This is a genomic window from Klebsiella sp. 18074 (assembly GCF_902705905.1).
Classification (GTDB): Bacteria; Pseudomonadota; Gammaproteobacteria; order Enterobacterales; family Enterobacteriaceae; genus Klebsiella; species Klebsiella terrigena.
On record NZ_CACSIS010000004.1, the window covers coordinates 83,500 to 105,088 of the forward strand.

Genomic DNA, 21,589 nt, shown 5'->3' on the forward strand with positions numbered 1-21,589 from the left:
TATTCCTCTTTTATTGCTCAAGCGCCGCAGACAGCGCTGCAGGCTCGTTAAGCGCGGAAGCGGTCAGGGTGTCAACAATACGTTTAGTCAGGCCGGTGAGGACTTTACCCGGGCCCACTTCATACAGATGTTCTACGCCCTGAGAGGCCATAAACTCGACGCTTTTGGTCCACTGAACCGGGCTGTAAAGCTGGCGGATCAGCGCGTCGCGAATAGCGTCAGGCGCGGTTTCGCACTTCACATCAACGTTGTTCACCACCGCAATAGCCGGGGTGTTAAAGGTAATTTTTTGCAGCTCAACCGCCAGCTTTTCCGCGGCAGGTTTCATCAGCGCGCAGTGGGACGGGACGCTCACCGGCAGCGGCAGCGCGCGTTTGGCGCCGGCAGCTTTGCAGGCGGCTCCAGCGCGTTCTACGGCTTCTTTGTTGCCCGCGATAACCACCTGACCCGGGGAGTTGAAGTTGACCGGTGAAACCACCTGGCCTTCGGCAGACTCTTCGCAGGCTTTGGCAATTGACGCATCGTCGAGGCCAATGATGGCCGACATGGCGCCGGTACCTTCCGGTACCGCTTCCTGCATGAATTTGCCACGCATCTCAACCAGACGCACGGCGTCGGTGAAATCAATCACCCCGCTGCAAACCAGCGCGGAGTATTCGCCAAGGCTATGGCCTGCCAGCAGAGCCGGCGCCTGGCCGCCCTGCTGTTGCCACGCGCGATACAGCGCCACCGAGGCGGTCAGCAGCGCGGGCTGTGTCTGCCAGGTTTTATTCAGTTCTTCTGCCGGGCCCTGCTGAGCAAGCGCCCACAGATCGTAACCCAACGCCGCGGAGGCTTCACGGAAAGTCTCTTCAATCACCGGATAAGCTGCTGCCATCTCTGACAACATGCCTACCGCCTGCGAGCCCTGTCCCGGGAACACAAAAGCAAATTGCGTCATCTCTAAATCCTTATACTAAAAACGAACCAGCGCGGAACCCCAGGTGAAACCGCCACCAAAGGCTTCCAGCAGAATCAGCTGACCGCGCTGAATACGGCCATCGCGCACCGCTTCGTCCAGCGCGCAGGGAACAGAGGCGGCGGAGGTATTGCCGTGACGATCGAGCGTCACCACCACGTTGTCCATCGACATCCCGAGCTTTCTCGCCGTCGCGCTGATAATACGCAGGTTGGCCTGATGCGGAACCAGCCAATCGAGCGCGGAGCGTTCAAGATTGTTCGCCGCCAGCGTTTCGTCAACGATATGCGCCAGCTCGGTCACGGCCACTTTAAAGACTTCGTTACCCGCCATCGTCAGATAGATCGAGTTTTCCGGATCTACGCGATCGGCGTTCGGTAATGTTAACAGCTCGCCGTAGCGGCCGTCTGCGTGCAGATGGGTCGAGATAATGCCCGGCTCGCTGGACGCGCCCAGCACAACGGCACCCGCGCCGTCGCCAAAAATAATGATCGTCCCGCGATCGGTTGGATCGCAGGTGCGCGCCAGAACGTCAGCGCCAATAACCAGCGCGTAGTCTACCGCGCCGTTTTTGACATACTGGTCGGCGATGCTCAGGGCGTAGGTGAAGCCGGCACAGGCCGCAGCAACGTCAAACGCCGGGCAGCCGTTAATGCCCAGCAAAGACTGAATCTGACAGGCCGAGCTCGGGAACGCGTGGGTGCCGGAGGTGGTCGCAACAATAATCAGACCAATTTGCTCCGGCTTAACGCCCGCCATATCCAGCGCATTTTTTGCAGCTTCAAAACCCAGCGTAGCAACGGTTTCATTCGGCGCGGCAATACGACGTTCACGGATACCCGTACGGGTGACAATCCACTCGTCAGACGTATCTACCATTTTTTCCAGGTCGGCGTTAGTACGCACTTGCTCAGGCAGATAACTGCCGGTACCAATAATCTTCGTATACATGTACGCTCAGTCACTCTTGGGTAACATACCCGCCTTGTTCAAACCGCTGGGGCGTCAGTCCTGCTCGTTCGTCCCGCTTTGCTGTCGGGAGTTCCCGTTTCTGCCGCCCCCCGGCAGTTCAAAGCCTGCTGGGTATAAAGATTCCAGGCGAGCGGCGATCCGTTGAGGTATCTGCCGCTGCACCGCCTGCACTGCCTGCTCTATTGCAACGCTAAAGGCACGCTGATTGGCAGCACCATGACTCTTAATCACGGAACCGCGCAATCCTAACAGACAGGCGCCATTATACTGGTCGGGGTTGAGGTGACTGAATCGCCTTGCGAGGCTTTTTTGTAACCAACGTTTCAATAACAGCAGCCACCACGACCGTTTTTTGCCCTCTCCCTGCGATTTCAGCAGCGAAAGAAACATTCTGACAACACCTTCCATGGTTTTTAATGTGACGTTGCCCGTGAATCCATCACAAACCAGAACATCGGTTTTGCCCGTCAAGAGTTCATTGGCTTCAAGATAGCCTATATAGTTGAGAGACGGCAGCGTTTTCAAAACCGCCGCGGCGTCGCGAATGCTGCTGAGGCCCTTCATTTCTTCTTCGCCAATATTCAGCAGCGCGACGCGGGGATTTTCAATACCGACAACTTCTTCCGCCAGTACCGCCCCCATCACCGCAAACTGGACCAGCATGGTGCTGTCACAGTCGACGTTGGCGCCAAGATCCAGCACCACCGTTTTCCCCTTCTGCTGATGCGGCAGCACCGTCACCAGCGCCGGGCGCTCAATTCCCTCAATGGGCTTGAGCAATAGTTTTGCCAGCCCCATTAGCGCGCCGGTATTGCCCGCGCTGACGCAGGCCTCTGCCCGCCCCTCTTTCACCAGCTCGAGCGCCATGCGCATTGAGCTTCCGCGGCTGCTGCGAATCGCCTGCGCGGGTCGCGCATCACTGGCAATAACTGACTGCGCAGGAATAACCTGCAGACGTGAACGTTGTTCGAAGTCAGCTTTGGCAAGTAATGGCGTGATGGCGTCGGGGTCGCCGACTAAAAGAAGTGTGAGTTGCGAATTAGAGATCAGTGCCTGCAGTGCTGCAGGCACCGTCACGGAGGGACCAAAATCGCCCCCCATGACATCTAACGCCAGGGTTAGACGTGTCAAGGTATCGTCGCTGCCCGGTTCGGTTATTCCCCAGTAACCTGGGGAAATCCTCACTAAGCTTCACCACGCTTATACTCGTTGACCTTCACGCTGCAGCACCGTTAACTGCACGGACTTCATGCAACGCGAAGTTCATAGAGTATCGCGTGATTACTTAGTGATAACCTTGCGGCCGCGGTAGAAACCGTCGGCAGTCATGTGGTGACGCAGGTGTTTCTCACCAGAAGTTTTGTCTACAGACAGGCTGGTGACTGCGGTCAGAGCGTCATGGGAACGACGCATGCCACGTTTGGAACGGGTTGGTTTATTCTGTTGTACGGCCATGGACCTTACTCCTCAATTACTTATTTCTTTAAGCTGGCTAATACGGCAAATGGGTTTGGCTTCTGTGCCTCTGCAGGCAGTTCACCAAAAACCATGTCCGCGTCGGACACTTCACAGTGTTCAGAATCATGCACCGGAACTACAGGCAAGGAGAGAATAATTTCATCCTCAACCAACGCTTGCAGATCGATTTCACCGAATTCGTTAACCTCAATCGGCTCATACGCTTCCGGCAGTGCTTCGGCCTGTTCGTCATTTCTGACCGGGCTGAAACAATACGTTGTGTGGACATGACGGGGGAACGGTTTCCCGCAACGCTGACATTCGAGGGTTACTGACACCGTCGCATCGCCGGTTATAACGGCAAGACGCTGGTTATCAATAGCGAACGACATGCTGCATTCCACATCGGTGTCCACGCTGACTACAGAATCGGCCACACGTGCTACCTGATCGCGAGCATAAATGCCCTGGTAATCAAGGCGTTTTTGAGCCGTGCGAACCGGGTCAAGAGTCAGGGGTAATTTTACTTTTTGCATAGGGCGCGCATATTAACTTTGTAATGTCATAGAGTCAAAGAAAAAGGCAGCCTCAGGTTGCCTTTTGCCATTTATTCGCACACATTGCGGCCCATAGTTTAAAATGATGCTCTTCGAAGCGCTATATGTGGATGAAAAAATATGTCTGAGCTGATCCTGGCGTCGACCTCGCCCTGGCGGCGCATGCTGCTGGAAAAACTCTCCGTGCCGTTTGAATGCGCGGCACCTGAGGTCGATGAAACCTCTCACCCTGGCGAGTCCGCTCGCCAGCTGGTCGTACGTCTGGCGCAGGCTAAGGCGCAGGCTCTCGCCGCCCGCTACCCGCAGCATCTCATTATAGGCTCCGATCAGGTTTGCGTCCTTGATGGCGAAATCACCGGTAAACCGCATAGCGAAGAGAACGCCTGCCTGCAGTTAAGAAAAGCCAGCGGCACCATCGTGACGTTTTACACCGGGCTGGCGCTCTACAACTCGGCGAACGGCCATCTGCAAACCGAATGCGAGCCCTTTGACGTTCATTTTCGCCATTTAAGCGACCGGGAGATAGAGGCCTACGTGCGTAAAGAGAACCCGCTGCAGTGCGCCGGGAGCTTTAAAAGCGAAGGGCTGGGGATCGCGCTTTTCGAGCGCTTAGAAGGCCGGGACCCCAATACGCTGGTCGGCCTGCCGCTGATTGCGCTTTGTCAGATGTTGCGCAGAGAAGGCTATAATCCGCTGCTTACCTGAAGCGCGGAGCCACGCTCTAAGCATTAGCGCCGCGGGCTTATCGGCCCGCGCGGTGAAGCGGCGGAGAGTGCATCCGCCGTTCCGTTACTTCTTGTCGCGTAGCACCTGCAGGCAGCGCTTCAGCTGGCCGTCCAGCGGCGCTTCAACGCGCATCACCTCACCCGTACCCGGGTGGGTAAACTTCAGCGCCGCGGCGTGCAGGAACAGGCGATTGAGGCCGGTTCCCGTGAGCTGCTTATCAAATTCCCGATCGCCGTAACGATCGTCAAACGCGATCGGGTGTCCGGCATACTGCGTGTGCACGCGAATCTGATGGGTTCGACCGGTCACCGGGCTGCAGCGCACCAGCGTGGCGTCGGTAAAGCGCTCTTCTACCTTAAAGCGGGTTTCCGACGGCTTGCCTTCCTGATTCACGCGCACGATACGCTCGCCGCTTTGCAGGATGTTTTTCAGCAGCGGTGCCTGTACCACTTTGGTATGCGACTGCCACTGCCCGCGTACCAGCGCCAGATAATCCTTTTGCATCCCCTTCTCGCGCAGCTGCTCATGCAGCGAACGCAGCGCGGAACGCTTCTTCGCCACCAGCAGCACGCCGGAGGTATCGCGGTCAAGACGGTGCACCAGCTCGAGGAAGCGCGCCTCAGGACGCAGCGCACGTAGGCCCTCAATCACGCCAAAGCTCAGGCCGCTGCCGCCGTGAACCGCGGTACCGGAAGGCTTGTTGAGCACCAGGATATGATCGTCTTCATACAGAATGACGTCCGCCAGAGCCGCGACTTTTTGCAGATGCGGGGAGACCGCGTCTTCCTCACGCTCGGCTACGCGGACCGGTGGAATACGGATCTCATCGCCCGCTTCCAGCTTGTACTCAGGCTTGACGCGTTTTTTGTTTACCCGCACCTCGCCCTTACGCAGGATGCGATAAATCATACTCTTCGGTACGCCCTTAAGCTGCGTACGCAAAAAGTTATCGATGCGTTGCCCCGCTTCATCAGCGGTAATGGCAACCATTTTTACGGTTGGGGTCTCAGTTTTCATGGTGCGCGATTCTAAATAGCCCGACGCATTAGCGCCACTCATTTTTATATGCTTATATTTATCATTATCCGGTTTTCATCGTATGCGTCATCGTCGTTTTGTTTGTTATTAGAACAATCTGTATACGCAGGTGATAAAACTGTGAGTAACCGGGTGATAAAAGGTAAAAGTCAACTTGCTATAACAAGCTTAGCAATGGAATAATGATGCCGTTTTCCGTGTTGAATCTTGTTAGAACAAGAGATTAGCGGAATGACCAATTTTGTCTGACCGATCATCAACGCAGCAATGGCGTAAGACGTATTGATCTTTCAGACAGTTAGCGGGCTGCGGGTTGCAGTCCTTACCGGTACAGGCTCTATGGATTTCACGTCGCAGGAAGGCGTCGACTCCGGGTATCCCCGGGAGCTCATAATAATCGCATGATTGTGATGAGCAGGTTAAGCCAACACGCCTGCAACGTGAAAGACGATAGAATATACGCAAAATTATTCGAGATGCGTCATGGCAGCAAGAGAGTGAATCCCCGGAAGCCTGCATCGCCAGGTAACAGGGATGAACGAGCGCAGCCAGTGCAAAAGCAGCTCGATGCATGAAGTGTATAAATGGAATCTTCTCTGGTGATACATCCCAGGCAATTCCCCTGACAATTGCGCTGTGTTTCCGTTTGAAATGCAGGCGACCGACACTCTGCGCCTCTTAAGCGCGCGACAACCGTGAGGTTGGCGACGTGAAACAGACACGAGGCCATCGGTTTCCCCCGGCAAGGCGTTACTCTGCCCGCAGCTTAGTCGTCAATGTAAGAATAATGAGTAAGTTACGATGAAAAGAATGTTAATCAACGCAACTCAGCAGGAAGAGTTGCGCGTCGCCCTTGTTGATGGGCAGCGCCTGTACGACCTGGATATCGAAAGCCCCGGGCACGAACAGAAAAAAGCGAACATCTACAAAGGCAAAATCACCCGTATTGAACCTAGCCTGGAGGCCGCATTTGTTGATTACGGCGCCGAGCGTCATGGCTTCCTCCCTCTTAAAGAAATTGCCCGCGAATACTTCCCAGCCAGCTACAACGCTCACGGCCGTCCTAATATTAAGGATGTGCTGCGTGAAGGTCAGGAAGTTATCGTTCAGATTGATAAAGAAGAACGTGGCAACAAAGGCGCCGCGCTCACCACCTTTATCAGCCTGGCAGGCAGCTATCTGGTACTGATGCCGAATAACCCGCGCGCTGGCGGTATTTCCCGCCGCATCGAGGGTGACGATCGCACCGAGCTGAAAGAAGCGCTGGCCAGCCTCGAGCTGCCGGACGGTATGGGGCTAATTGTACGCACCGCGGGCGTCGGCAAATCTGCCGAAGCGCTGCAGTGGGACCTTAGCTTCCGCCTGAAGCACTGGGAAGCTATCCAGAAAGCCGCAGAAAGCCGCCCGGCGCCGTTCCTGATCCACCAGGAAAGCAACGTCATCGTGCGCGCGTTCCGCGACTACCTGCGTCAGGATATCGGTGAAATTCTTATCGATAACCCGAAAGTGCTTGAGCTGGCTCGCCAGCACATCGCCGCGCTGGGTCGTCCGGACTTCAGCAGCAAAATTAAGCTCTACACCGGTGAAATCCCGCTGTTCAGCCACTACCAAATCGAATCGCAGATCGAATCCGCTTTCCAGCGTGAAGTTCGTCTGCCGTCCGGCGGCTCTATCGTTATCGATAGCACCGAGGCGTTGACCGCGATCGATATCAACTCCGCACGCGCAACCCGCGGCGGCGACATCGAAGAAACCGCCTTCAACACCAACCTTGAAGCATCCGATGAGATTGCCCGCCAGCTGCGTCTGCGCGACCTTGGCGGTCTGATCGTTATCGACTTTATCGATATGACTCCGGTACGCCACCAGCGCGCGGTAGAAAACCGCCTGCGCGAAGCCGTACGTCAGGATCGCGCGCGCATCCAGATCAGCCATATTTCTCGCTTCGGCCTGCTCGAAATGTCGCGTCAGCGCCTGAGCCCGTCGCTCGGCGAATCCAGCCATCACGTCTGCCCGCGCTGTAGCGGCACCGGCACCGTACGCGATAACGAATCCCTGTCGCTCTCCATTCTGCGTCTGATTGAAGAAGAAGCGCTGAAGGAGAACACCCAGGAAGTTCACGCGATCGTTCCTGTGCCAATCGCCTCCTATCTGCTGAACGAAAAACGTGCGGCGGTAAGTGCTATCGAAACCCGTCAGGGCGACGTGCGCGTTATCATCGTGCCGAACGATCAGATGGAAACCCCACACTATTCCGTGCTGCGCGTGCGCAAAGGCGAAGAGACCTCTACCCTGAGCTATCTGTTGCCGAAGCTGCATGAAGAAGAGATGGCGCTGCCAGCTGATGAAGAACCGGCAGAACGTAAACGTCCGGAACAGCCGGCTCTGGCAACCTTCGTGATGCCGGATGCTCCGCCTGCGCCGGCATATGAAGAGCCTGAAGCCGTCGCCGTAGCCGTAGCCGCCAGCGCACCGACTGCGGCCGTGGCCTCAGCGCCGGCCGAGCCGGGCCTGATCTCTCGCTTCTTTGGTGCCTTGAAAAATATCTTCTCTGGTACGGAAGAAGCCAAACCGGCTGAAGTCCAGGAAGAGAAAAAGGTCGAAGAGAAGCCGGAGCGTCAGCAGGAACGTCGTAAACCGCGCACCAATAATCGACGCGATCGTAACGATCGTCGTGACAACCGCGAAGGCCGTGATAGTCGCGATAACCGCGAAAATCGTGACAACCGCGACAACCGTACCGAGCGCGACAGCCGTACCGAGCGCGACAGCCGTACCGAGCGCGATAACCGTGCAGAGCGTGCTGACCGCGATAACCGCAGCGAAAATGGCGAAGGCCGTGAGTCTCGTGAATCTCGCGAGGAGAACCGCCGTAACCGTCGTGAGAAGCAGCAGCAGAACGTCGAGCAGCGCGAACCTCGCCAGGCCACCGGCGACGAAGCGGAAAAAGCGAAATCCCGTGACGAGCAGCAGCCGCGTCGTGAACGTAACCGTCGTCGTAATAATGACGATAAGCGTCAGGCACCGCTGGAAGCCGCTAAAGTACAGGATGAGCCGGTTGTTCTGCAGGAAGCTGAGCTGGAAGAACGCGTTCAGAACATGCCGCGTCGTAAACCTCGCCAGTTGGCCCAGAAGGTTCGCATTGAATCTGCGGTAGCGGAAGTCGCCGTAGAAGCAGCTGAAGCCGTAGTTGAGAAAGCGCAGCCAGACGTTGTTGTGGCTCCGCGTACTGAACTGGCGAAAGTTGACCTGCCTGCGGTGGTTGAGACTCACGTCGAGCACGAAGAGAGCAACGAATCTCGTGATGCTAACGGTATGCCGCGTCGCTCCCGTCGTTCGCCGCGCCACCTGCGCGTGAGCGGCCAGCGTCGTCGTCGTTACCGTGACGAGCGTTATCCGACCCAATCACCGATGCCGCTGACCGTAGCCTGTGCATCGCCGGAAATGGCTTCAGGTAAAATCTGGATCCGTTACCCGGTAGCTCGCCCGAACGACCAGCAGCAGGAAGAGCCGCAGGTTCAGGCTGTTGCCGAAACCGTCGCGCCAACTGTTGTTGCCGAGCCGGCTATTGCCGAGCAGATCGTTAGCGAACCGGCTGTTGCGGAAGTCATCGCACCGGTCGCGGCTGACGTCGCTGCCAGCGAACCGCAGGCGGCGCCTGAGGAAGTCGTTGCCGAGACCGTAGCAGCAGAAGCCGCAGCTGAAGCTGAAGTTGAGGTTGAGGTTAAAGCTGAAGCCGTCGCTGAGCCGGTTATCGCTGCTGAGCCTGTCACCGCCGCTGAGTCTGCAGCCGTAGACGAAGAAACCGTGGTTGAGCAGACGGCTGCCGAGCCTGAAACCGCCGTCGTTGACGCCGAGCCTGCAATCCAGGCAGAAGCGCCGGCTGAAGTGGAAGAAGCTGTGGCACCGCAGGTCGTTGACCAGGCACCGGCAGCAGCGCCGGCCCCTGTTGCCGCGGTAGCACCCGCTCCCGTCGCTGCAGCGGCTATCGATACTGACCACCACGCTACCGCGCCGATGACCCGCGCACCGGCTCCGGCTTACGAACCGGAAGCACCGCGTCGCAGCGACTGGGTTCGTCCGTCGTTCGCGTTCGACGGCAAAGGTTCTGCCGGCGGCCATAGCGCAACTCATCAGGCTACGGCGGAACCAACCCGCCCACAGTCCGTCGAGTAAGCGTTAAGCCTAAAAAAACCGGCCTCTGGCCGGTTTTTTTTATTCCCCTTCCGGGCGCTGCATACCCGCTACCTGCGGCATAACCTCGCGCATCAGGTCGAGAAACTTGCGTAAACGGGTCGGATAGTACCGCGCCCACGGATAGACCAGGTGGACCGGCAGCGAAGAGGCTCGCCACTGTGGGAACGGCTCGACCAGCCGTCCGGCGGCGATATCCTCCACCACCGCCCAGCTTGAAACGATAGCCACTCCCAATCCCGCCAGCGCGGTATTGCGTGCCACGTAGACGCTGTCGGTGCTCAGGCACGGCACGATGCCGAAGACCTGCTGCTGACTTTGCTCCTGATGGAATAATTTCACCTCATGCTGATAAAAGGTGCTGATCGCCACCCACGGCAGCTGCGACAGCTGCTGGGGCGTTTCTAATACCGGATAGCGCGCCAGCAGAGAGGGAGAGGCAACCACGCTGCGCGGTACTTCAGCCAGCAGCACCGACACCGTCTCCGGATCAACTTCGGCCCCGACGCGAATCGCACAATCGATATTATCGCTGAGAAAATCGACGTTTTTGTCATTGAGCATCCACTCTACGGAGAGCTGAGGATAGCGCTGCAGAAAGCTGACCAGCGGCTCCAGCAGCTGCTGCTGACCAAAAGCGTGCGGCGCGCGTACCCGTAGCACGCCGACGGGTCGGTCATAGGCAATGCTCAGGTCGTCCTCCAGCGCCAGCCACGCATCAACCACCCGACGCGCATGCTGATAGCAGCGCTCGCCGTCGTCGGTCAACTTCATCGCATGGGTGGTTCGCAGAATAAGCTTGCTGCCCAGCAGCCCCTCCAGCGACTGCAGGCGCCGGCTCACCGTCGCCTGGGTCGTGGTCATCTGCAGCGCAGCGGCAGAAAGCGAACCGGCTTCGACGATTCGAATAAAGGTGCGCATCAGTTCAATTCGGTCTATACGTTCCTGCCGTTTCATACCTACCATGCCTATACGTTTTGCGTATAACCGTTTTACCACCACGCTATCTACCGCGCCAGCCGGATTCAGGGAAAAATAGCGCCATCGCATCTACGAGGGCTTTATCATGGCACCGACAACACTATCCTCCCGCGAAGCCGGCTGGATTATCTTCATACTCGCACTTGGCGCAGGTTTTAGCGTCGCCTCTATTTACTACGCGCAGCCGCTGCTGCCGCTGATGGGTGCCAATCTACATCTTAGCGTCGAAGGCATGGGGCTGGTTCCTACCCTGACTCAGGCGGGCTACGCGCTCGGCATTCTGTTTCTTCTGCCGCTGGGCGATCGTCATGACCGCCGTACGCTAATTTTGCTGAAAAGCGCGGCGCTGGCCGTGCTCCTGCTGCTGTGTAGCCTGACGGGGCAGCTCACTTCCCTGCTGATTGCCAGCCTGCTTATCGGTATGGCGGCGACGATGGCCCAGGACATCGTTCCGGCCGCCGCTATCCTCGCTCCGGCGGGAAAACAGGGGAAAATGGTCGGCACCGTCATGACCGGCCTGCTGCTGGGGATCCTGCTCTCAAGAACGGTGAGCGGCGTGGTCGGCGCGCTATTTGGCTGGCGGGTGATGTACCAGGCTGCGGCGGTGAGCATCGCGCTGATTGGCCTGCTGATGTGGCGGGTGGTGCCGCGGTTTGAAATTCACTCCGCGCTGAGCTATCCGCAGCTGATGAAGTCGATGGCGCATCTCTGGCAGCGCTACCCCGCCCTGCGCCGCGCCGCGCTGGCGCAGGGATTTCTCTCCGTCGCCTTCAGCGCCTTCTGGTCAACGCTGGCGGTCATGTTGCTCGAACGCTATCAGATGGGCAGCGCCGTTGCCGGTGGATTCGGCATCGCCGGGGCCGCAGGCGCGCTCGCCGCACCGCTGGCCGGTGGCCTGGCGGATAAGTATGGCGCAGGGAAGGTCACCCAGCTGGGCGCCGCGCTGGTTACCTTCTCCTTTGCCCTGATGTTCCTGATGCCGGTACTGCCGCCCCACGGCCAGCTGGTGCTGATCGCCATCGCGGCTATCGGCTTCGACCTTGGCCTGCAGTCAAGCCTCGTGGCGCACCAGAACCTCGTCTACGGCCTGGAGCCGCAGGCTCGCGGCAGGCTGAACGCTCTGCTGTTCACCGGGGTCTTTATCGGTATGTCGCTCGGCTCCGTGCTCGGCAGCAAGCTGTACGTGATAGCCGGCTGGAGCGGCGTGGTGATTCTGGCCGTCGCCGCGGGCGCAATCGCCCTTGCAATTCGCCTGCTGGAAAACGCACGGATCGCGGCGCTACAGCGCGCAGGAGAGTAAAAAAACCCGCTCCGCGCTGCGGAACGGGTCTGTTTCTACCCGACGTTTAGCGTCAGGCCGTGCGTCGGGCAAACTCTTTCACCCTAAAGCCCAGCAGCAGCAGGCTGGCAAAATAGGCCACTACGCCAACCCCCACCACCGCCATCAGGCGCAGCAGACGGAACGGCATGGTCCCCTGGGACCACTCCGGCATGATGTACATCATCCCGAGCAGCGCCGCAGACATCACCAGCACCGCAATCACCAGACGCAGCAGGAAGGTAAACCAGCCCGGCTGCGGGGTGAATATTTTTTGCTTACGCAGCTGCCAGTAGAGCAGCGCGGCGTTGAGGCAGGCGGCAAGCCCGATAGAGAGCGACAGGCCGGCATGCTTCAGCGGACCGATAAAGATCAGATTCATCACCTGGGTCATAATCAGGGTGACGATGGCGATTTTAACCGGCGTTTTAATATCCTGGCGCGAGTAGAACCCCGGCGCCAGGACCTTGACGACAATTAGCCCCATCAGGCCGACGGAATAGGCCACCAGCGCACGCTGGGTCATCGCCGCATCAAAGGCGCTAAACTTGCCGTACTGGAACAGGGCTACCGTCAGCGGCTTCGCGAGGATCCCCAGCGCCACCGCGCTCGGCAAGGCCAGCAGGAAGCACAGGCGCAGCCCCCAGTCCATCAAACGGCAGTACTCATCATGATTGCCGCTGGCAAAGCTTTTCGACAGCGACGGCAGCAGGATAGTCCCCAGCGCTACGCCCAGCACGCCGGAGGGAAACTCCATCAGGCGGTCGGCGTAGTACATCCAGGAGACCGACCCGGAAACGAGGAAAGAGGCGAATATGGTGTTAATAATCAGTGAGATCTGGCTGACGGATACGCCGAGGATCGCCGGCCCCATCTGTTTTACTACCCGCACCGCACCGGCGTCTTTCAGACTGATACGCGGCAGCACCAGCATGCCGATTTTTTTCAGATGCGGCAGCTGATACGCCAGCTGCAGCACGCCGCCGACGGTGACCGCCCACGCCATTGCCAGCATCGGCGGGTGGAAATACGGCGCCGCAAATAGCGCAAAGCCAATCATGCTGACGTTAAGAAAAGTCGGCGCAAAGGCGGGGACCGAAAAACGGTTCCAGGTATTAAGGATCGCGCCGGCTAACGAGGCCAGCGAGATAAGCAAAATATAGGGAAAGGTGATGCGCAGCAGCTGGGTCGTCAGCGCAAATTTATCCGGGGAGTCGGCAAACCCTGGCGCGGTCACGGTGATGACCCACGGTGCGGCCAGCATGCCGAGCACGGTCACTACTGCCAGAACCAGCGTCAGCAGGCCTGAAACGTAGGAGACAAATACGCGGGTGGCGTCTTCGCCCTGCTTGCTTTTATATTCAGCCAGTATCGGTACAAACGCCTGAGAAAACGCGCCTTCGGCAAAAATGCGCCGCAGCAGATTCGGTAATTTGAACGCCACAAAAAAGGCGTCCGTCGCCATGCCGGCACCAAAAATACGCGCGACGATGGCGTCTCGCGCAAAGCCCAGCACGCGCGAAAACATGGTCATCGAACTGACTGCCGCCAGTGATTTTAAAAGATTCATTGAGGTGTTTTCCACAACCCTGAAGTAAAACGCCCGCAATGGCGGGCGCTGGAAAGTGGCGATAGTCTACCGGGTTCGTCATGAATTACTACTGCCAGATGTTACAACGAATTATTCGCTCATCGCCTCGCGCCACAGCTTTTCAACGATGCGCTGGGCCAGCAGCGCCTGTTCGCCAGCGGTTTCGGGAACCGTCTGATTTTGCACGCATTCGATAAAATGACGCGCGCAGCCGACAAAGCCGCGCTGCTCGAGAGTGGTTTGCCAGCCGGGAACCGGACGCTGAACCACGCCCTGACCGCCCTCTTCCTGCCACTCGCGCATATCGCGAACCTCATACAGGCTGCCGTCGGTAACCGCCTGCACCCACTCCCGCTGGCTGCCGGCGCGCCGGTGCATGCTGGTGGTGACCTCCAGCTGCGGCGAGCTGAAGTGGTGCTCAGCATAGAGCATTTCGCCCTGGGCGGTGGTTTGCAGCAGACCGCCGCTGAGACGCGCCTTCCCGCCGGCCAGCCACAGCGCGGTATCGACCACGTGCAGGTAGTCATCAAGCAGCGTAAAGCGCAGATCGTGGCCAACGCTGTCGCTGCGATGCTTATCCATACGCAGCGAGGCGGCATCGTCCAGATGCGCTTTCAGCTCGCGATAAAGCGGCGCAAAGCGACGGTTAAATCCGACCATCAGCGTCAGCCCGCGGCGGGCGGCCAGCTCGACCAGGGATTCGGCGTCGCTGAGCTTATCCGCCAGCGGCTTATCCACGCAGACGTGCACCCCGGCGCCAAGCAGCCGGCTGACGACCTCAAAATGCGAGGCCGTTGAGGTATGGACAAATACCGCATCGCACTGCGCCGCCAGCTGCTCCAGAGAGTCAGCGTAGGGTATGCGCCAGGTTTCGCAGACGCGCAGCGCCTTCTCTTTCCCCGGAGACCACGCCGCCTGCAGCGTCCAGCCGTCTGCGGCGCCTAATACCGGCAGCCAGGCCTTCTGCGCAATGCCGCCCAGTCCCACCACTCCAACGCGTAGTTTCGCCGTCACGATTAATCCCCCAGATGAGCCAGCAGCGAGGCCAGCCGCTCTTTAAGTTCCGCCACTTCGGCCTCCAGCACCTCAACCCGGGTCTGGAGATCGTCTCCCGACGGCGATACCGCTTCTACCGCCGTAATCAGCGAGTCCATATCATCACAAAACAGATGCATGTAGCGGCATTCGCGCTTCCCCGGCTCGCGAGGCAGACGCGCGACGAACGGGCCATCTTCGCGGCCAGCCAGCGTCTCGAGCACGCCTTCGATTTCAGCCATATCGCTAAATTCGTACATTCTCTGCGCCCGGCTGCGCAGCTCACCCGGGGTCTGCGCGCCGCGCAGCAGCAGCGTCGCGACCACAGCGACCTCCGCCGGGGTCAGCTTCAGATCGCCGAACTCGGAGTTGCAAAAACGCTGTTCGTATTTGGTCACCCGATTGCCAAACCCGCTCACCGTGCGCAGGAAATGACGCTTAACTAACGTATCCAGCTGATCCTGGATATCGCTTTCGCTGAGCGACATCACCGGCTCGCGGTTGGTTTTCTGGTTGCAGGCGGTCACCACCGCGTTAACCGATAGAGGATACTGCTCCGGCGTCGTGACCTGTTTCTCCAGCAGGCAGCCAATAACGCGCGCTTCGTGCGCGGTTAACTGATATTTCATGCTCTCTCCTTAGCGACCCGGGATCCAGTCCGGTGTCGTCAACGCCGTCAATACGTGGTCACGCCACTGGCCATCGATTAACAGATAATCTTTGGCATAACCCTCTTTTTCAAAGCCAAGACGCGCCAGCAAATCGCCGCTGCGCTGGTTGTGCGGCATATAGTTGGCCATAATGCGATGGATATGCTGCGTGCGCTGCATATAGCGAATCGCCGAAGTCAGCGCTTCAAACATCAGGCCCTGCCCCTGCCACTTCTCGCCGATGGAGTAGCCGAGGTAGCAGGCATGAAACGAGCCGCGCACCACGTTCGAAAAATTCGCCACGCCGACTATCTCTTTTTCTTCCGGATCGAGGAGCGCAAAGTAGAACGCCGATCCCTGCTTATGAAACTCCGAAATCATCGACAAGCGCGCCTGCCAGCCGGAGGGGTAGCAGTGGCTGTCATCGCGCACCGGCTCCCAGGGTTTTAAGAACCCTTTATTCTCCGCGTAGTAGTCGGCCAGACGCCAGGCGTCACGATCGTGGACCAGCCGCATCACCAGCCTGTCCGTCGTCAAACGCACCTTTGGTACGTTACTGCGGTAGCCAAACATTCCCCTCTCCTGTTCCCCTGACTTATTACCCTGCTCCCTTCACTATACCTGTCCTGAACGACGGTGTGAAAACAGCAACATACCATTTTCTGCACCATCTCCCCTTTTCGATGAATAGCCTCAATCAAACTTGCTTTTTGATAAAAAAATATTGTCGCAGGTTCGCTGGGAAACGCCCGCCCTTCCCCGCACACTAGAGGGGCTAATCTCTATTTTCCCTGGAGGGGAAATGTCCCGCGTATCGCAGGCAAGGAGCCTGGGTAAATACTTCCTGTTGGTCGACAATATGCTGGTCGTTCTCGGTTTTTTTGTCGTTTTCCCGCTGATTTCAATTCGCTTTGTTGACCAGATGGGCTGGGCCGCGCTGATGGTCGGGATCGCCCTCGGCCTGCGCCAGCTGGTGCAGCAGGGGCTGGGGATTTTTGGCGGCGCGGTTGCCGACCGCTTCGGCGCCAAGCCGATGATCGTCACCGGTATGCTGATGCGCGCGGGCGGCTTTGCCGCGATGGCGGTGGCCCACGAACCATGGGTACTCTGGCTATCCTGCATTCTATCTGGCCTCGGCGGGACGCTGTTCGACCCGCCGCGCGCGGCGCTGGTGGTTAAGCTGGTGCGCCCGCATCAGCGCGGCCGCTTCTTTTCGATCCTGATGATGCAGGACAGCGCCGGCGCGGTCATCGGCGCCCTGCTCGGCAGCTGGTTGTTACAGTACGATTTCCGCCTCGTCTGCAGCGTAGGCGCGGCGCTGTTCGTCACCTGCGCTGGCTTTAACGCCTGGTATCTCCCGGCGTGGAAGCTGTCGACGGTGAAAACGCCGCTGCGCGAGGGGCTGGGGCGCGTGCTGCGCGACAGGCGCTTCGTGACCTATGTCCTGACGCTAACCGGCTATTACATGCTGGCGGTGCAGGTCATGCTGATGCTGCCGATTATGGTCAACGACATCGCCGGCTCCCCTGCCGCCGTCAAATGGATGTATGCCATTGAAGCGGCTATCTCCCTGACGCTGCTCTATCCGATTGCCCGCTGGAGTGAAAAACGCTATCGGCTGGAGCATCGGCTGATGGCCGGCCTGCTGGTCATGACGCTGGCCATGCTGCCGATAGGCTTAACCAGCAACCTGCAGCAGCTGTTTACGCTGATTTGCATTTTCTATATGGGTTCGATCATCGCCGAGCCGGCGCGTGAAACGCTGGGCGCATCGCTGGCCGACGCACGCGCGCGCGGCAGCTATATGGGCTTTAGTCGACTAGGGCTGGCCTTTGGTGGGGCCTTTGGCTACGCCGGCGGCGGGTGGCTATTTGACGCCGGTAAAGCGGTCAATCAACCGGAGCTGCCGTGGCTGATGCTGGGTATTATCGGCTTCATCACCTTTATCGCCCTGTGGTGGCAATTCAGCGCCAGGCGTTCGGCCTCCGGCATGCTGGAGCCACGAACCTGATTCGATGCGTCATGCCGGGCTGATTTTCAGCATTTTCCGCTAGCGCCTGTGGTGCTGGCAGGCCATGCTGCTTTGTGTCAGGATGAGTCCATGGCATTACGTTAAGGAACCCAATGAAAAAGATGTTTATCGTGGCCGCGCTTATCGTCAGCGGCCTCCTGAGCGGCTGTAACCAGCTTACGCAGTATTCGGTAAGCGAACAGGAAATTAATCAGGCGCTGCAGAAACGTAATCACTTCGCCAAGGATATCGGCCTGCCGGGCGTGGCGGATGCGCATATTGAACTGCACAATTTAACCAGCGCGATTGGTCGCGAGGAGCCGAATAAGGTGACTCTGAGCGGCGTTGCCAGCCTGGATCTCAATTCGCTGTTCGGTAATCAAAAAGCCACGATTGACCTTAAGCTGAAAGCGCTGCCGGTATTCAACAAGGAAAAAGGAGCGATCTTCCTGCAGGAGATGGAAGTCGTCGATGCGAAAGTCGCGCCGGAGAAGCTGCAGTCGGTCGTGCAGACGCTGATCCCCTACCTGAATCAATCCCTGCGCAGCTATTTTAACCAGCAGCCCGCCTACGTTCTGCGCGAAGACGCCAGCACCGGCGAAGCGCTGGCGAAAAAGTACGCGAAAGGCATAGAGGTCAAGCCGGGTGAGATAATCATCCCCTTCACCAATTAACATCACGGGCGCCAGGCGTCCGTTTTTTTACGGAAGTTGATGCAAAGGAAAACGTTTACGCTTATCCTTTGTGCCCGGTGAAAAACAGCCCTGATGACTGAACCTATTAGCCGGAGCCTTCCATGACAGCACAACCCCAGGTACTGAAAATCCGTCGCCCTGACGACTGGCACATCCATCTGCGCGATGACGATATGCTGGAAACCGTCGTGCCTTATACCAGCGAGTTTTACGGTCGGGCGATCGTGATGCCGAATCTGGCGCCCCCTGTCACCACCGTTGAAGCCGCCGTCGCCTATCGCCAGCGGATCCTTAACGCCGTGCCCGCCGGGCATGACTTTACCCCTCTGATGACCTGCTACCTCACCGATACGCTCGATCCAGCCGAGCTGGAACGCGGATTTGAGGCCGGCGTTTTCACCGCGGCTAAACTCTACCCGGCCAATGCCACCACCAACTCCAGCCATGGCGTGACCAGCATCGATACCATTATGCCGGTGCTTGAGCGCATGGAAAAACTCGGCATGCCGCTGCTGGTCCACGGCGAAGTTACGCACGCGGAAATCGATATTTTCGATCGCGAGGCGCGCTTTATCGAGACGGTCATGGAGCCGCTGCGCCAGCGCCTGCCCGGCCTGAAGGTGGTGTTCGAACATATCACCACCAAAGACGCCGCAGAGTACGTTCGCGATGGCAACGAGCTGCTGGCCGCCACCATTACGCCGCAGCATCTGATGTTTAACCGTAACCACATGCTGGTCGGCGGTATTCGTCCGCACCTTTACTGCCTGCCGATCCTCAAACGTAATATTCACCAGCAGGCGCTGCGCGAGCTGGTCGCCAGCGGCTTTACGCGCGCGTTTCTCGGCACCGACTCCGCGCCGCACGCCCGTCATCGTAAGGAAGCCAGCTGCGGTTGCGCCGGCTGCTTTAATGCGCCGACCGCGCTGGGCAGCTACGCGACGGTGTTTGAAGAGATGAATGCGCTGCAGCACTTCGAGGCGTTTTGCTCGCTTAACGGCCCGCGCTTCTACGGTCTGCCGGTTAACGAGACCTTTGTTGAACTGGTGCGCGAAGAGAGCGTTGTGGCAGAGAGCATCGCGCTGCCTGGCGACACGCTGGTCCCCTTCCTGGCCGGTGAAACAGTGCGCTGGACGATGAAAAAATAAAACGCTGCCCTCTGTTGTAAATACGCAAACGATACTGTATAAATAAACAGTATATTACACAGGGGGCTATCATGCGCATCGAAGTGTCTATCGCCAAAACTACCGCCTTACCGAGCGGCGCTTTAGAAGCGCTGAATAATGAACTCTCCCGACGTATCGATCAGCAGTTCCCGGCCAAACCAAGCCAGGTAACCGTACGCTTCGCCACCGCTAACAATCTTTCTGTTATTGGTGGCCTTAAAGAAGATAAAGACCGGATAAGCGAAATCCTGCAAGAAACCTGGGAAAGCGCTGATGACTGGTTTATCCACGACGTACCCTGAGTCATTCGGGTTGCATGCAGGCGGCGGCGCAAAATACCTCAGGTCGTTCATCGAGGTTTTTGCCTGTTCCATGCTCATGCGACTCGAAGTCTGACCGGTACAGCAAATTAATTCGCTCCCTCATTGTGCTTCTTTTGCCGGGTCGCCCCGGCTTTTTTATTCCCTCTTCCTGAATACTCAGACTTTTCTTTAATTTCCTGATTATTTCCTTACAAAATAACGTACGGCGGGACAAAATTTGCGCAAGAAAAGCGGCAAAAAGAGAAAATATCGCCCCGCGTGCGTTAATTTCTCGAGTTTATTCTTAACTCCTGATATAATTAACTTGCTTCAAAAAATATGCATTAAACCTCGAGAATTGTTGTCTTTTAACATATGAATAAGGGGTTATGATGGAAAAGAATAATGAAGTCATCCAGACCCATCCCCTCGTCGGATGGGACATCAGCACTGTAGACAGCTACGACGCGCTGATGTTGCGCCTGCACTACCAGAACCCCACTCATGAAAGCAGTAATGAAGCTGAAATTGGCCAGACTTTATGGCTGACGACGGACGTCGCACGTCAATTTATTTCTATTCTTGAAGCCGGTATTGCGAAGATTGAAGCAGGTGAATACCAGATAAATGAGTACCGCAGACATTAGTGATTCTGCTGTCATCCATATACTCTAACTAAACGGGCACCGATTGGTGCCTGATTTATTTTCGGGCTTGAATAAGTGCGGGTTGTTAATTACCCTGCTAATAAAGCAAAAACCCGGAACATACCATGCAATACGACCTCATCATTATCGGCAGCGGCTCAACCGGCGCCGCCGCAGGCTATTACGCTCGTCGCGCAGGACTCAACGTTCTGATGATCGACGCCCACCAGCCTCCGCATCAGGAAGGCAGTCATCACGGCAATACGCGTCTTATCCGCCACGCCTATGGTGAAGGTGAAAAATATGTCCCTCTGGTGCTGCGGGCGCAGCAGCTGTGGGATGAACTGGCGGCCCTCAGCGGTGAAGCCGTTTTTGAGCGTACCGGGGTTATCAATCTTGGCCCGGCGGAGTCTGCGTTTCTCACCAACGTCATGAACAGCGCTCGTGAATTTGAGCTCAACGTTGAAGAGATGGACGCCCAGGCCATTATGGCCCGCTGGCCGGAGATTCGCGTGCCTGAGGGCTATCGCGGAGTTTTTGAGCCGGCATCAGGCGTCCTGCGCAGCGAGCTGGCGATTGAAACCTGGATTCGCCTGGCCCGTGAAGCGGGCTGCGCGCAGCTGTTCAACTGTCCGGTCACCGCTATCGACCATCACCAGGACGGCGTCACTATCGACACCGCCGACGGCCAGTACAGCGCTAAAAAACTGCTGATCAGCGCCGGTACCTGGGTGACGCGCCTGCTGCCGGATCTGCCGGTTCAGCCGGTGCGCAAAATCTTTGCCTGGTTCCAGGCCGATGGCCGCTACAGCAGCAAAAATAACTTTCCGGCATTTACCGGAGAGCTGCCTAACGGCGACCAGTTCTACGGCTTCCCGGCGGAAGATAATGAACTCAAAATCGGCAAGCACAACGGCGGGCAGCTTATCTCTACTGCACAAGAGCGCACGCCGTTTGGCAGCGTGGCGACGGACGGTTCGGAATCGTTCAGTTTCCTGCGCAACGTCCTGCCCGGCATCGGCGGCTGCCTGCACGGCGCATCCTGCACCTATGACAATACGCCGGATGAGGACTTCATTATCGATACACTCCCCGGTCATCCGCAAACGCTGCTCATCAGTGGATTGAGCGGTCATGGCTTTAAGTTTGCGCCGGTTTTGGGCGAAATCGCCGTCCAGTTTGCCCGCGGAGAATCGTCAGCGTTTGATCTGACCCCCTTCTCACTGGCCCGCTTTCAGCAATAATAGCCCACCCGCGGTGCCGCCACCGCACCGATAAAAAAACGGC

20 protein-coding genes are annotated in these 21,589 nt (G+C 57.8%); 9 read left to right on the forward strand and 11 right to left on the reverse strand.

Annotation, left to right across the window (positions count from 1 at the left end; all coding sequences use genetic code 11):
* Window positions 1-10 precede the first annotated feature (10 nt).
* From fabD to yceD, 5 genes are all read right to left on the reverse strand, one after another.
* A complete protein-coding gene (gene fabD / locus GVK32_RS05330) occupies window positions 11-940 on the reverse strand; it encodes an ACP S-malonyltransferase (protein WP_132510985.1) in 930 nt (309 codons plus the stop codon).
* Between the two features lie 15 nt (window positions 941-955).
* Window positions 956-1,909 (reverse strand): beta-ketoacyl-ACP synthase III, encoded by a 954-nt coding sequence (locus tag GVK32_RS05335; RefSeq protein WP_159866837.1) that lies wholly within the window; start codon window positions 1,907-1,909, stop codon window positions 956-958.
* Between the two features lie 54 nt (window positions 1,910-1,963).
* Window positions 1,964-3,061 carry a phosphate acyltransferase PlsX gene (gene plsX, locus GVK32_RS05340; RefSeq protein ID WP_206110955.1) on the reverse strand — a complete coding sequence of 366 codons (1,098 nt, stop codon included), beginning with the start codon at window positions 3,059-3,061 and terminating at the stop codon, window positions 1,964-1,966.
* 150 nt (window positions 3,062-3,211) lie between these two features.
* On the reverse strand, window positions 3,212-3,385 hold the full coding sequence (gene rpmF / locus GVK32_RS05345; protein ID WP_071844907.1) for a 50S ribosomal protein L32: 174 nt from the start codon (window positions 3,383-3,385) through the stop codon (window positions 3,212-3,214).
* Window positions 3,386-3,405: 20 nt separating this feature from the next.
* The gene (gene yceD, locus GVK32_RS05350) at window positions 3,406-3,924 is read right to left on the reverse strand and encodes a 23S rRNA accumulation protein YceD (RefSeq protein ID WP_159866843.1); all 519 of its coding nucleotides are present in this window, start codon (window positions 3,922-3,924) and stop codon (window positions 3,406-3,408) included.
* A gap of 141 nt (window positions 3,925-4,065) precedes the next feature.
* Here yceD and GVK32_RS05355 point away from each other — a divergent pair, with 141 nt between their 5' ends.
* On the forward strand, window positions 4,066-4,650 hold the full coding sequence (locus tag GVK32_RS05355) for a nucleoside triphosphate pyrophosphatase (RefSeq protein WP_123707429.1): 585 nt from the start codon (window positions 4,066-4,068) through the stop codon (window positions 4,648-4,650).
* Window positions 4,651-4,734: 84 nt separating this feature from the next.
* Here the strand turns inward: GVK32_RS05355 and rluC are convergent, their stop codons facing one another.
* Window positions 4,735-5,688 carry a 23S rRNA pseudouridine(955/2504/2580) synthase RluC gene (gene rluC / locus GVK32_RS05360; protein ID WP_166646121.1) on the reverse strand — a complete coding sequence of 318 codons (954 nt, stop codon included), beginning with the start codon at window positions 5,686-5,688 and terminating at the stop codon, window positions 4,735-4,737.
* Window positions 5,689-6,510: 822 nt separating this feature from the next.
* Here rluC and rne point away from each other — a divergent pair.
* Window positions 6,511-9,885: a ribonuclease E gene (rne, locus tag GVK32_RS05365; protein WP_159866846.1), complete on the forward strand. Its 3,375-nt coding sequence runs from the start codon at window positions 6,511-6,513 to the stop codon at window positions 9,883-9,885.
* A gap of 39 nt (window positions 9,886-9,924) precedes the next feature.
* On the opposite strand, the gene GVK32_RS05370 is transcribed toward rne, so the two are convergent.
* Window positions 9,925-10,953, reverse strand: coding sequence for a LysR family transcriptional regulator (locus GVK32_RS05370; RefSeq protein WP_200842833.1), 1,029 nt, complete (start codon window positions 10,951-10,953; stop codon window positions 9,925-9,927).
* A gap of 16 nt (window positions 10,954-10,969) precedes the next feature.
* Between GVK32_RS05370 and GVK32_RS05375 the strand changes: the two genes are divergently transcribed.
* Window positions 10,970-12,184: an MFS transporter gene (locus GVK32_RS05375; RefSeq protein WP_159866852.1), complete on the forward strand. Its 1,215-nt coding sequence runs from the start codon at window positions 10,970-10,972 to the stop codon at window positions 12,182-12,184.
* A 52-nt stretch (window positions 12,185-12,236) separates the two neighbouring features.
* Here the strand turns inward: GVK32_RS05375 and murJ are convergent, their stop codons facing one another.
* The 4 genes from murJ to rimJ form a co-directional block, all read right to left on the reverse strand.
* The gene (gene murJ / locus GVK32_RS05380; RefSeq protein ID WP_041144957.1) at window positions 12,237-13,772 is read right to left on the reverse strand and encodes a murein biosynthesis integral membrane protein MurJ; all 1,536 of its coding nucleotides are present in this window, start codon (window positions 13,770-13,772) and stop codon (window positions 12,237-12,239) included.
* A 111-nt stretch (window positions 13,773-13,883) separates the two neighbouring features.
* The gene (locus tag GVK32_RS05385; protein WP_159866855.1) at window positions 13,884-14,807 is read right to left on the reverse strand and encodes a Gfo/Idh/MocA family protein; all 924 of its coding nucleotides are present in this window, start codon (window positions 14,805-14,807) and stop codon (window positions 13,884-13,886) included.
* 2 nt (window positions 14,808-14,809) lie between these two features.
* Window positions 14,810-15,457 carry a YceH family protein gene (locus tag GVK32_RS05390; protein ID WP_159866858.1) on the reverse strand — a complete coding sequence of 216 codons (648 nt, stop codon included), beginning with the start codon at window positions 15,455-15,457 and terminating at the stop codon, window positions 14,810-14,812.
* 9 nt (window positions 15,458-15,466) lie between these two features.
* Window positions 15,467-16,051, reverse strand: a complete 585-nt coding sequence (gene rimJ, locus GVK32_RS05395; RefSeq protein WP_159866861.1) for a ribosomal protein S5-alanine N-acetyltransferase — start codon at window positions 16,049-16,051, stop codon at window positions 15,467-15,469.
* A gap of 229 nt (window positions 16,052-16,280) precedes the next feature.
* On the opposite strand from rimJ, the gene mdtH reads away from it, so the two are divergent.
* The 6 genes from mdtH (at window position 16,281) to solA (ending at window position 21,546) form a co-directional block, all read left to right on the forward strand.
* On the forward strand, window positions 16,281-17,489 hold the full coding sequence (gene mdtH, locus GVK32_RS05400; RefSeq protein ID WP_159866864.1) for a multidrug efflux MFS transporter MdtH: 1,209 nt from the start codon (window positions 16,281-16,283) through the stop codon (window positions 17,487-17,489).
* Window positions 17,490-17,602: 113 nt separating this feature from the next.
* Complete coding sequence (locus GVK32_RS05405; RefSeq protein WP_041144952.1) at window positions 17,603-18,163, forward strand: lipoprotein; 561 nt, start codon at window positions 17,603-17,605, stop codon at window positions 18,161-18,163.
* A gap of 122 nt (window positions 18,164-18,285) precedes the next feature.
* Window positions 18,286-19,332, forward strand: coding sequence for a dihydroorotase (pyrC, locus tag GVK32_RS05410; protein WP_132510994.1), 1,047 nt, complete (start codon window positions 18,286-18,288; stop codon window positions 19,330-19,332).
* Between the two features lie 71 nt (window positions 19,333-19,403).
* Window positions 19,404-19,655 (forward strand): DNA damage-inducible protein I, encoded by a 252-nt coding sequence (gene dinI, locus GVK32_RS05415; protein ID WP_041144950.1) that lies wholly within the window; start codon window positions 19,404-19,406, stop codon window positions 19,653-19,655.
* A gap of 392 nt (window positions 19,656-20,047) precedes the next feature.
* Entirely contained in the window at window positions 20,048-20,302 is a 255-nt protein-coding gene (bssS, locus tag GVK32_RS05420) for a biofilm formation regulator BssS (RefSeq protein WP_159866867.1), read from the forward strand.
* Between the two features lie 125 nt (window positions 20,303-20,427).
* Window positions 20,428-21,546, forward strand: coding sequence for an N-methyl-L-tryptophan oxidase (solA, locus tag GVK32_RS05425; protein WP_159866870.1), 1,119 nt, complete (start codon window positions 20,428-20,430; stop codon window positions 21,544-21,546).
* Window positions 21,547-21,589 lie beyond the last annotated feature (43 nt).

What these genes read in the sequence shown, in the direction of transcription:
- GVK32_RS05370 (WP_200842833.1), bottom strand. Translation starts at nt 10,953, where the DNA reads ATGCGATGGCGCTATTTTTCCCTGAATCCGGCTGGCGCGGTAGATAGC.
- pyrC (WP_132510994.1), top strand. Translation starts at nt 18,286, where the DNA reads ATGACAGCACAACCCCAGGTACTGAAAATCCGTCGCCCTGACGACTGG.
- mdtH (WP_159866864.1), top strand. Translation starts at nt 16,281, where the DNA reads ATGTCCCGCGTATCGCAGGCAAGGAGCCTGGGTAAATACTTCCTGTTG.
- GVK32_RS05355 (WP_123707429.1), top strand. Translation starts at nt 4,066, where the DNA reads ATGTCTGAGCTGATCCTGGCGTCGACCTCGCCCTGGCGGCGCATGCTG.
- GVK32_RS05390 (WP_159866858.1), bottom strand. Translation starts at nt 15,457, where the DNA reads ATGAAATATCAGTTAACCGCGCACGAAGCGCGCGTTATTGGCTGCCTG.
- murJ (WP_041144957.1), bottom strand. Translation starts at nt 13,772, where the DNA reads ATGAATCTTTTAAAATCACTGGCGGCAGTCAGTTCGATGACCATGTTT.
- rne (WP_159866846.1), top strand. Translation starts at nt 6,511, where the DNA reads ATGAAAAGAATGTTAATCAACGCAACTCAGCAGGAAGAGTTGCGCGTC.
- rpmF (WP_071844907.1), bottom strand. Translation starts at nt 3,385, where the DNA reads ATGGCCGTACAACAGAATAAACCAACCCGTTCCAAACGTGGCATGCGT.
- GVK32_RS05405 (WP_041144952.1), top strand. Translation starts at nt 17,603, where the DNA reads ATGAAAAAGATGTTTATCGTGGCCGCGCTTATCGTCAGCGGCCTCCTG.
- dinI (WP_041144950.1), top strand. Translation starts at nt 19,404, where the DNA reads ATGCGCATCGAAGTGTCTATCGCCAAAACTACCGCCTTACCGAGCGGC.
- rimJ (WP_159866861.1), bottom strand. Translation starts at nt 16,051, where the DNA reads ATGTTTGGCTACCGCAGTAACGTACCAAAGGTGCGTTTGACGACGGAC.
- rluC (WP_166646121.1), bottom strand. Translation starts at nt 5,688, where the DNA reads ATGAAAACTGAGACCCCAACCGTAAAAATGGTTGCCATTACCGCTGAT.
- yceD (WP_159866843.1), bottom strand. Translation starts at nt 3,924, where the DNA reads ATGCAAAAAGTAAAATTACCCCTGACTCTTGACCCGGTTCGCACGGCT.
- fabD (WP_132510985.1), bottom strand. Translation starts at nt 940, where the DNA reads ATGACGCAATTTGCTTTTGTGTTCCCGGGACAGGGCTCGCAGGCGGTA.
- GVK32_RS05335 (WP_159866837.1), bottom strand. Translation starts at nt 1,909, where the DNA reads ATGTATACGAAGATTATTGGTACCGGCAGTTATCTGCCTGAGCAAGTG.
- bssS (WP_159866867.1), top strand. Translation starts at nt 20,048, where the DNA reads ATGGAAAAGAATAATGAAGTCATCCAGACCCATCCCCTCGTCGGATGG.
- solA (WP_159866870.1), top strand. Translation starts at nt 20,428, where the DNA reads ATGCAATACGACCTCATCATTATCGGCAGCGGCTCAACCGGCGCCGCC.
- GVK32_RS05375 (WP_159866852.1), top strand. Translation starts at nt 10,970, where the DNA reads ATGGCACCGACAACACTATCCTCCCGCGAAGCCGGCTGGATTATCTTC.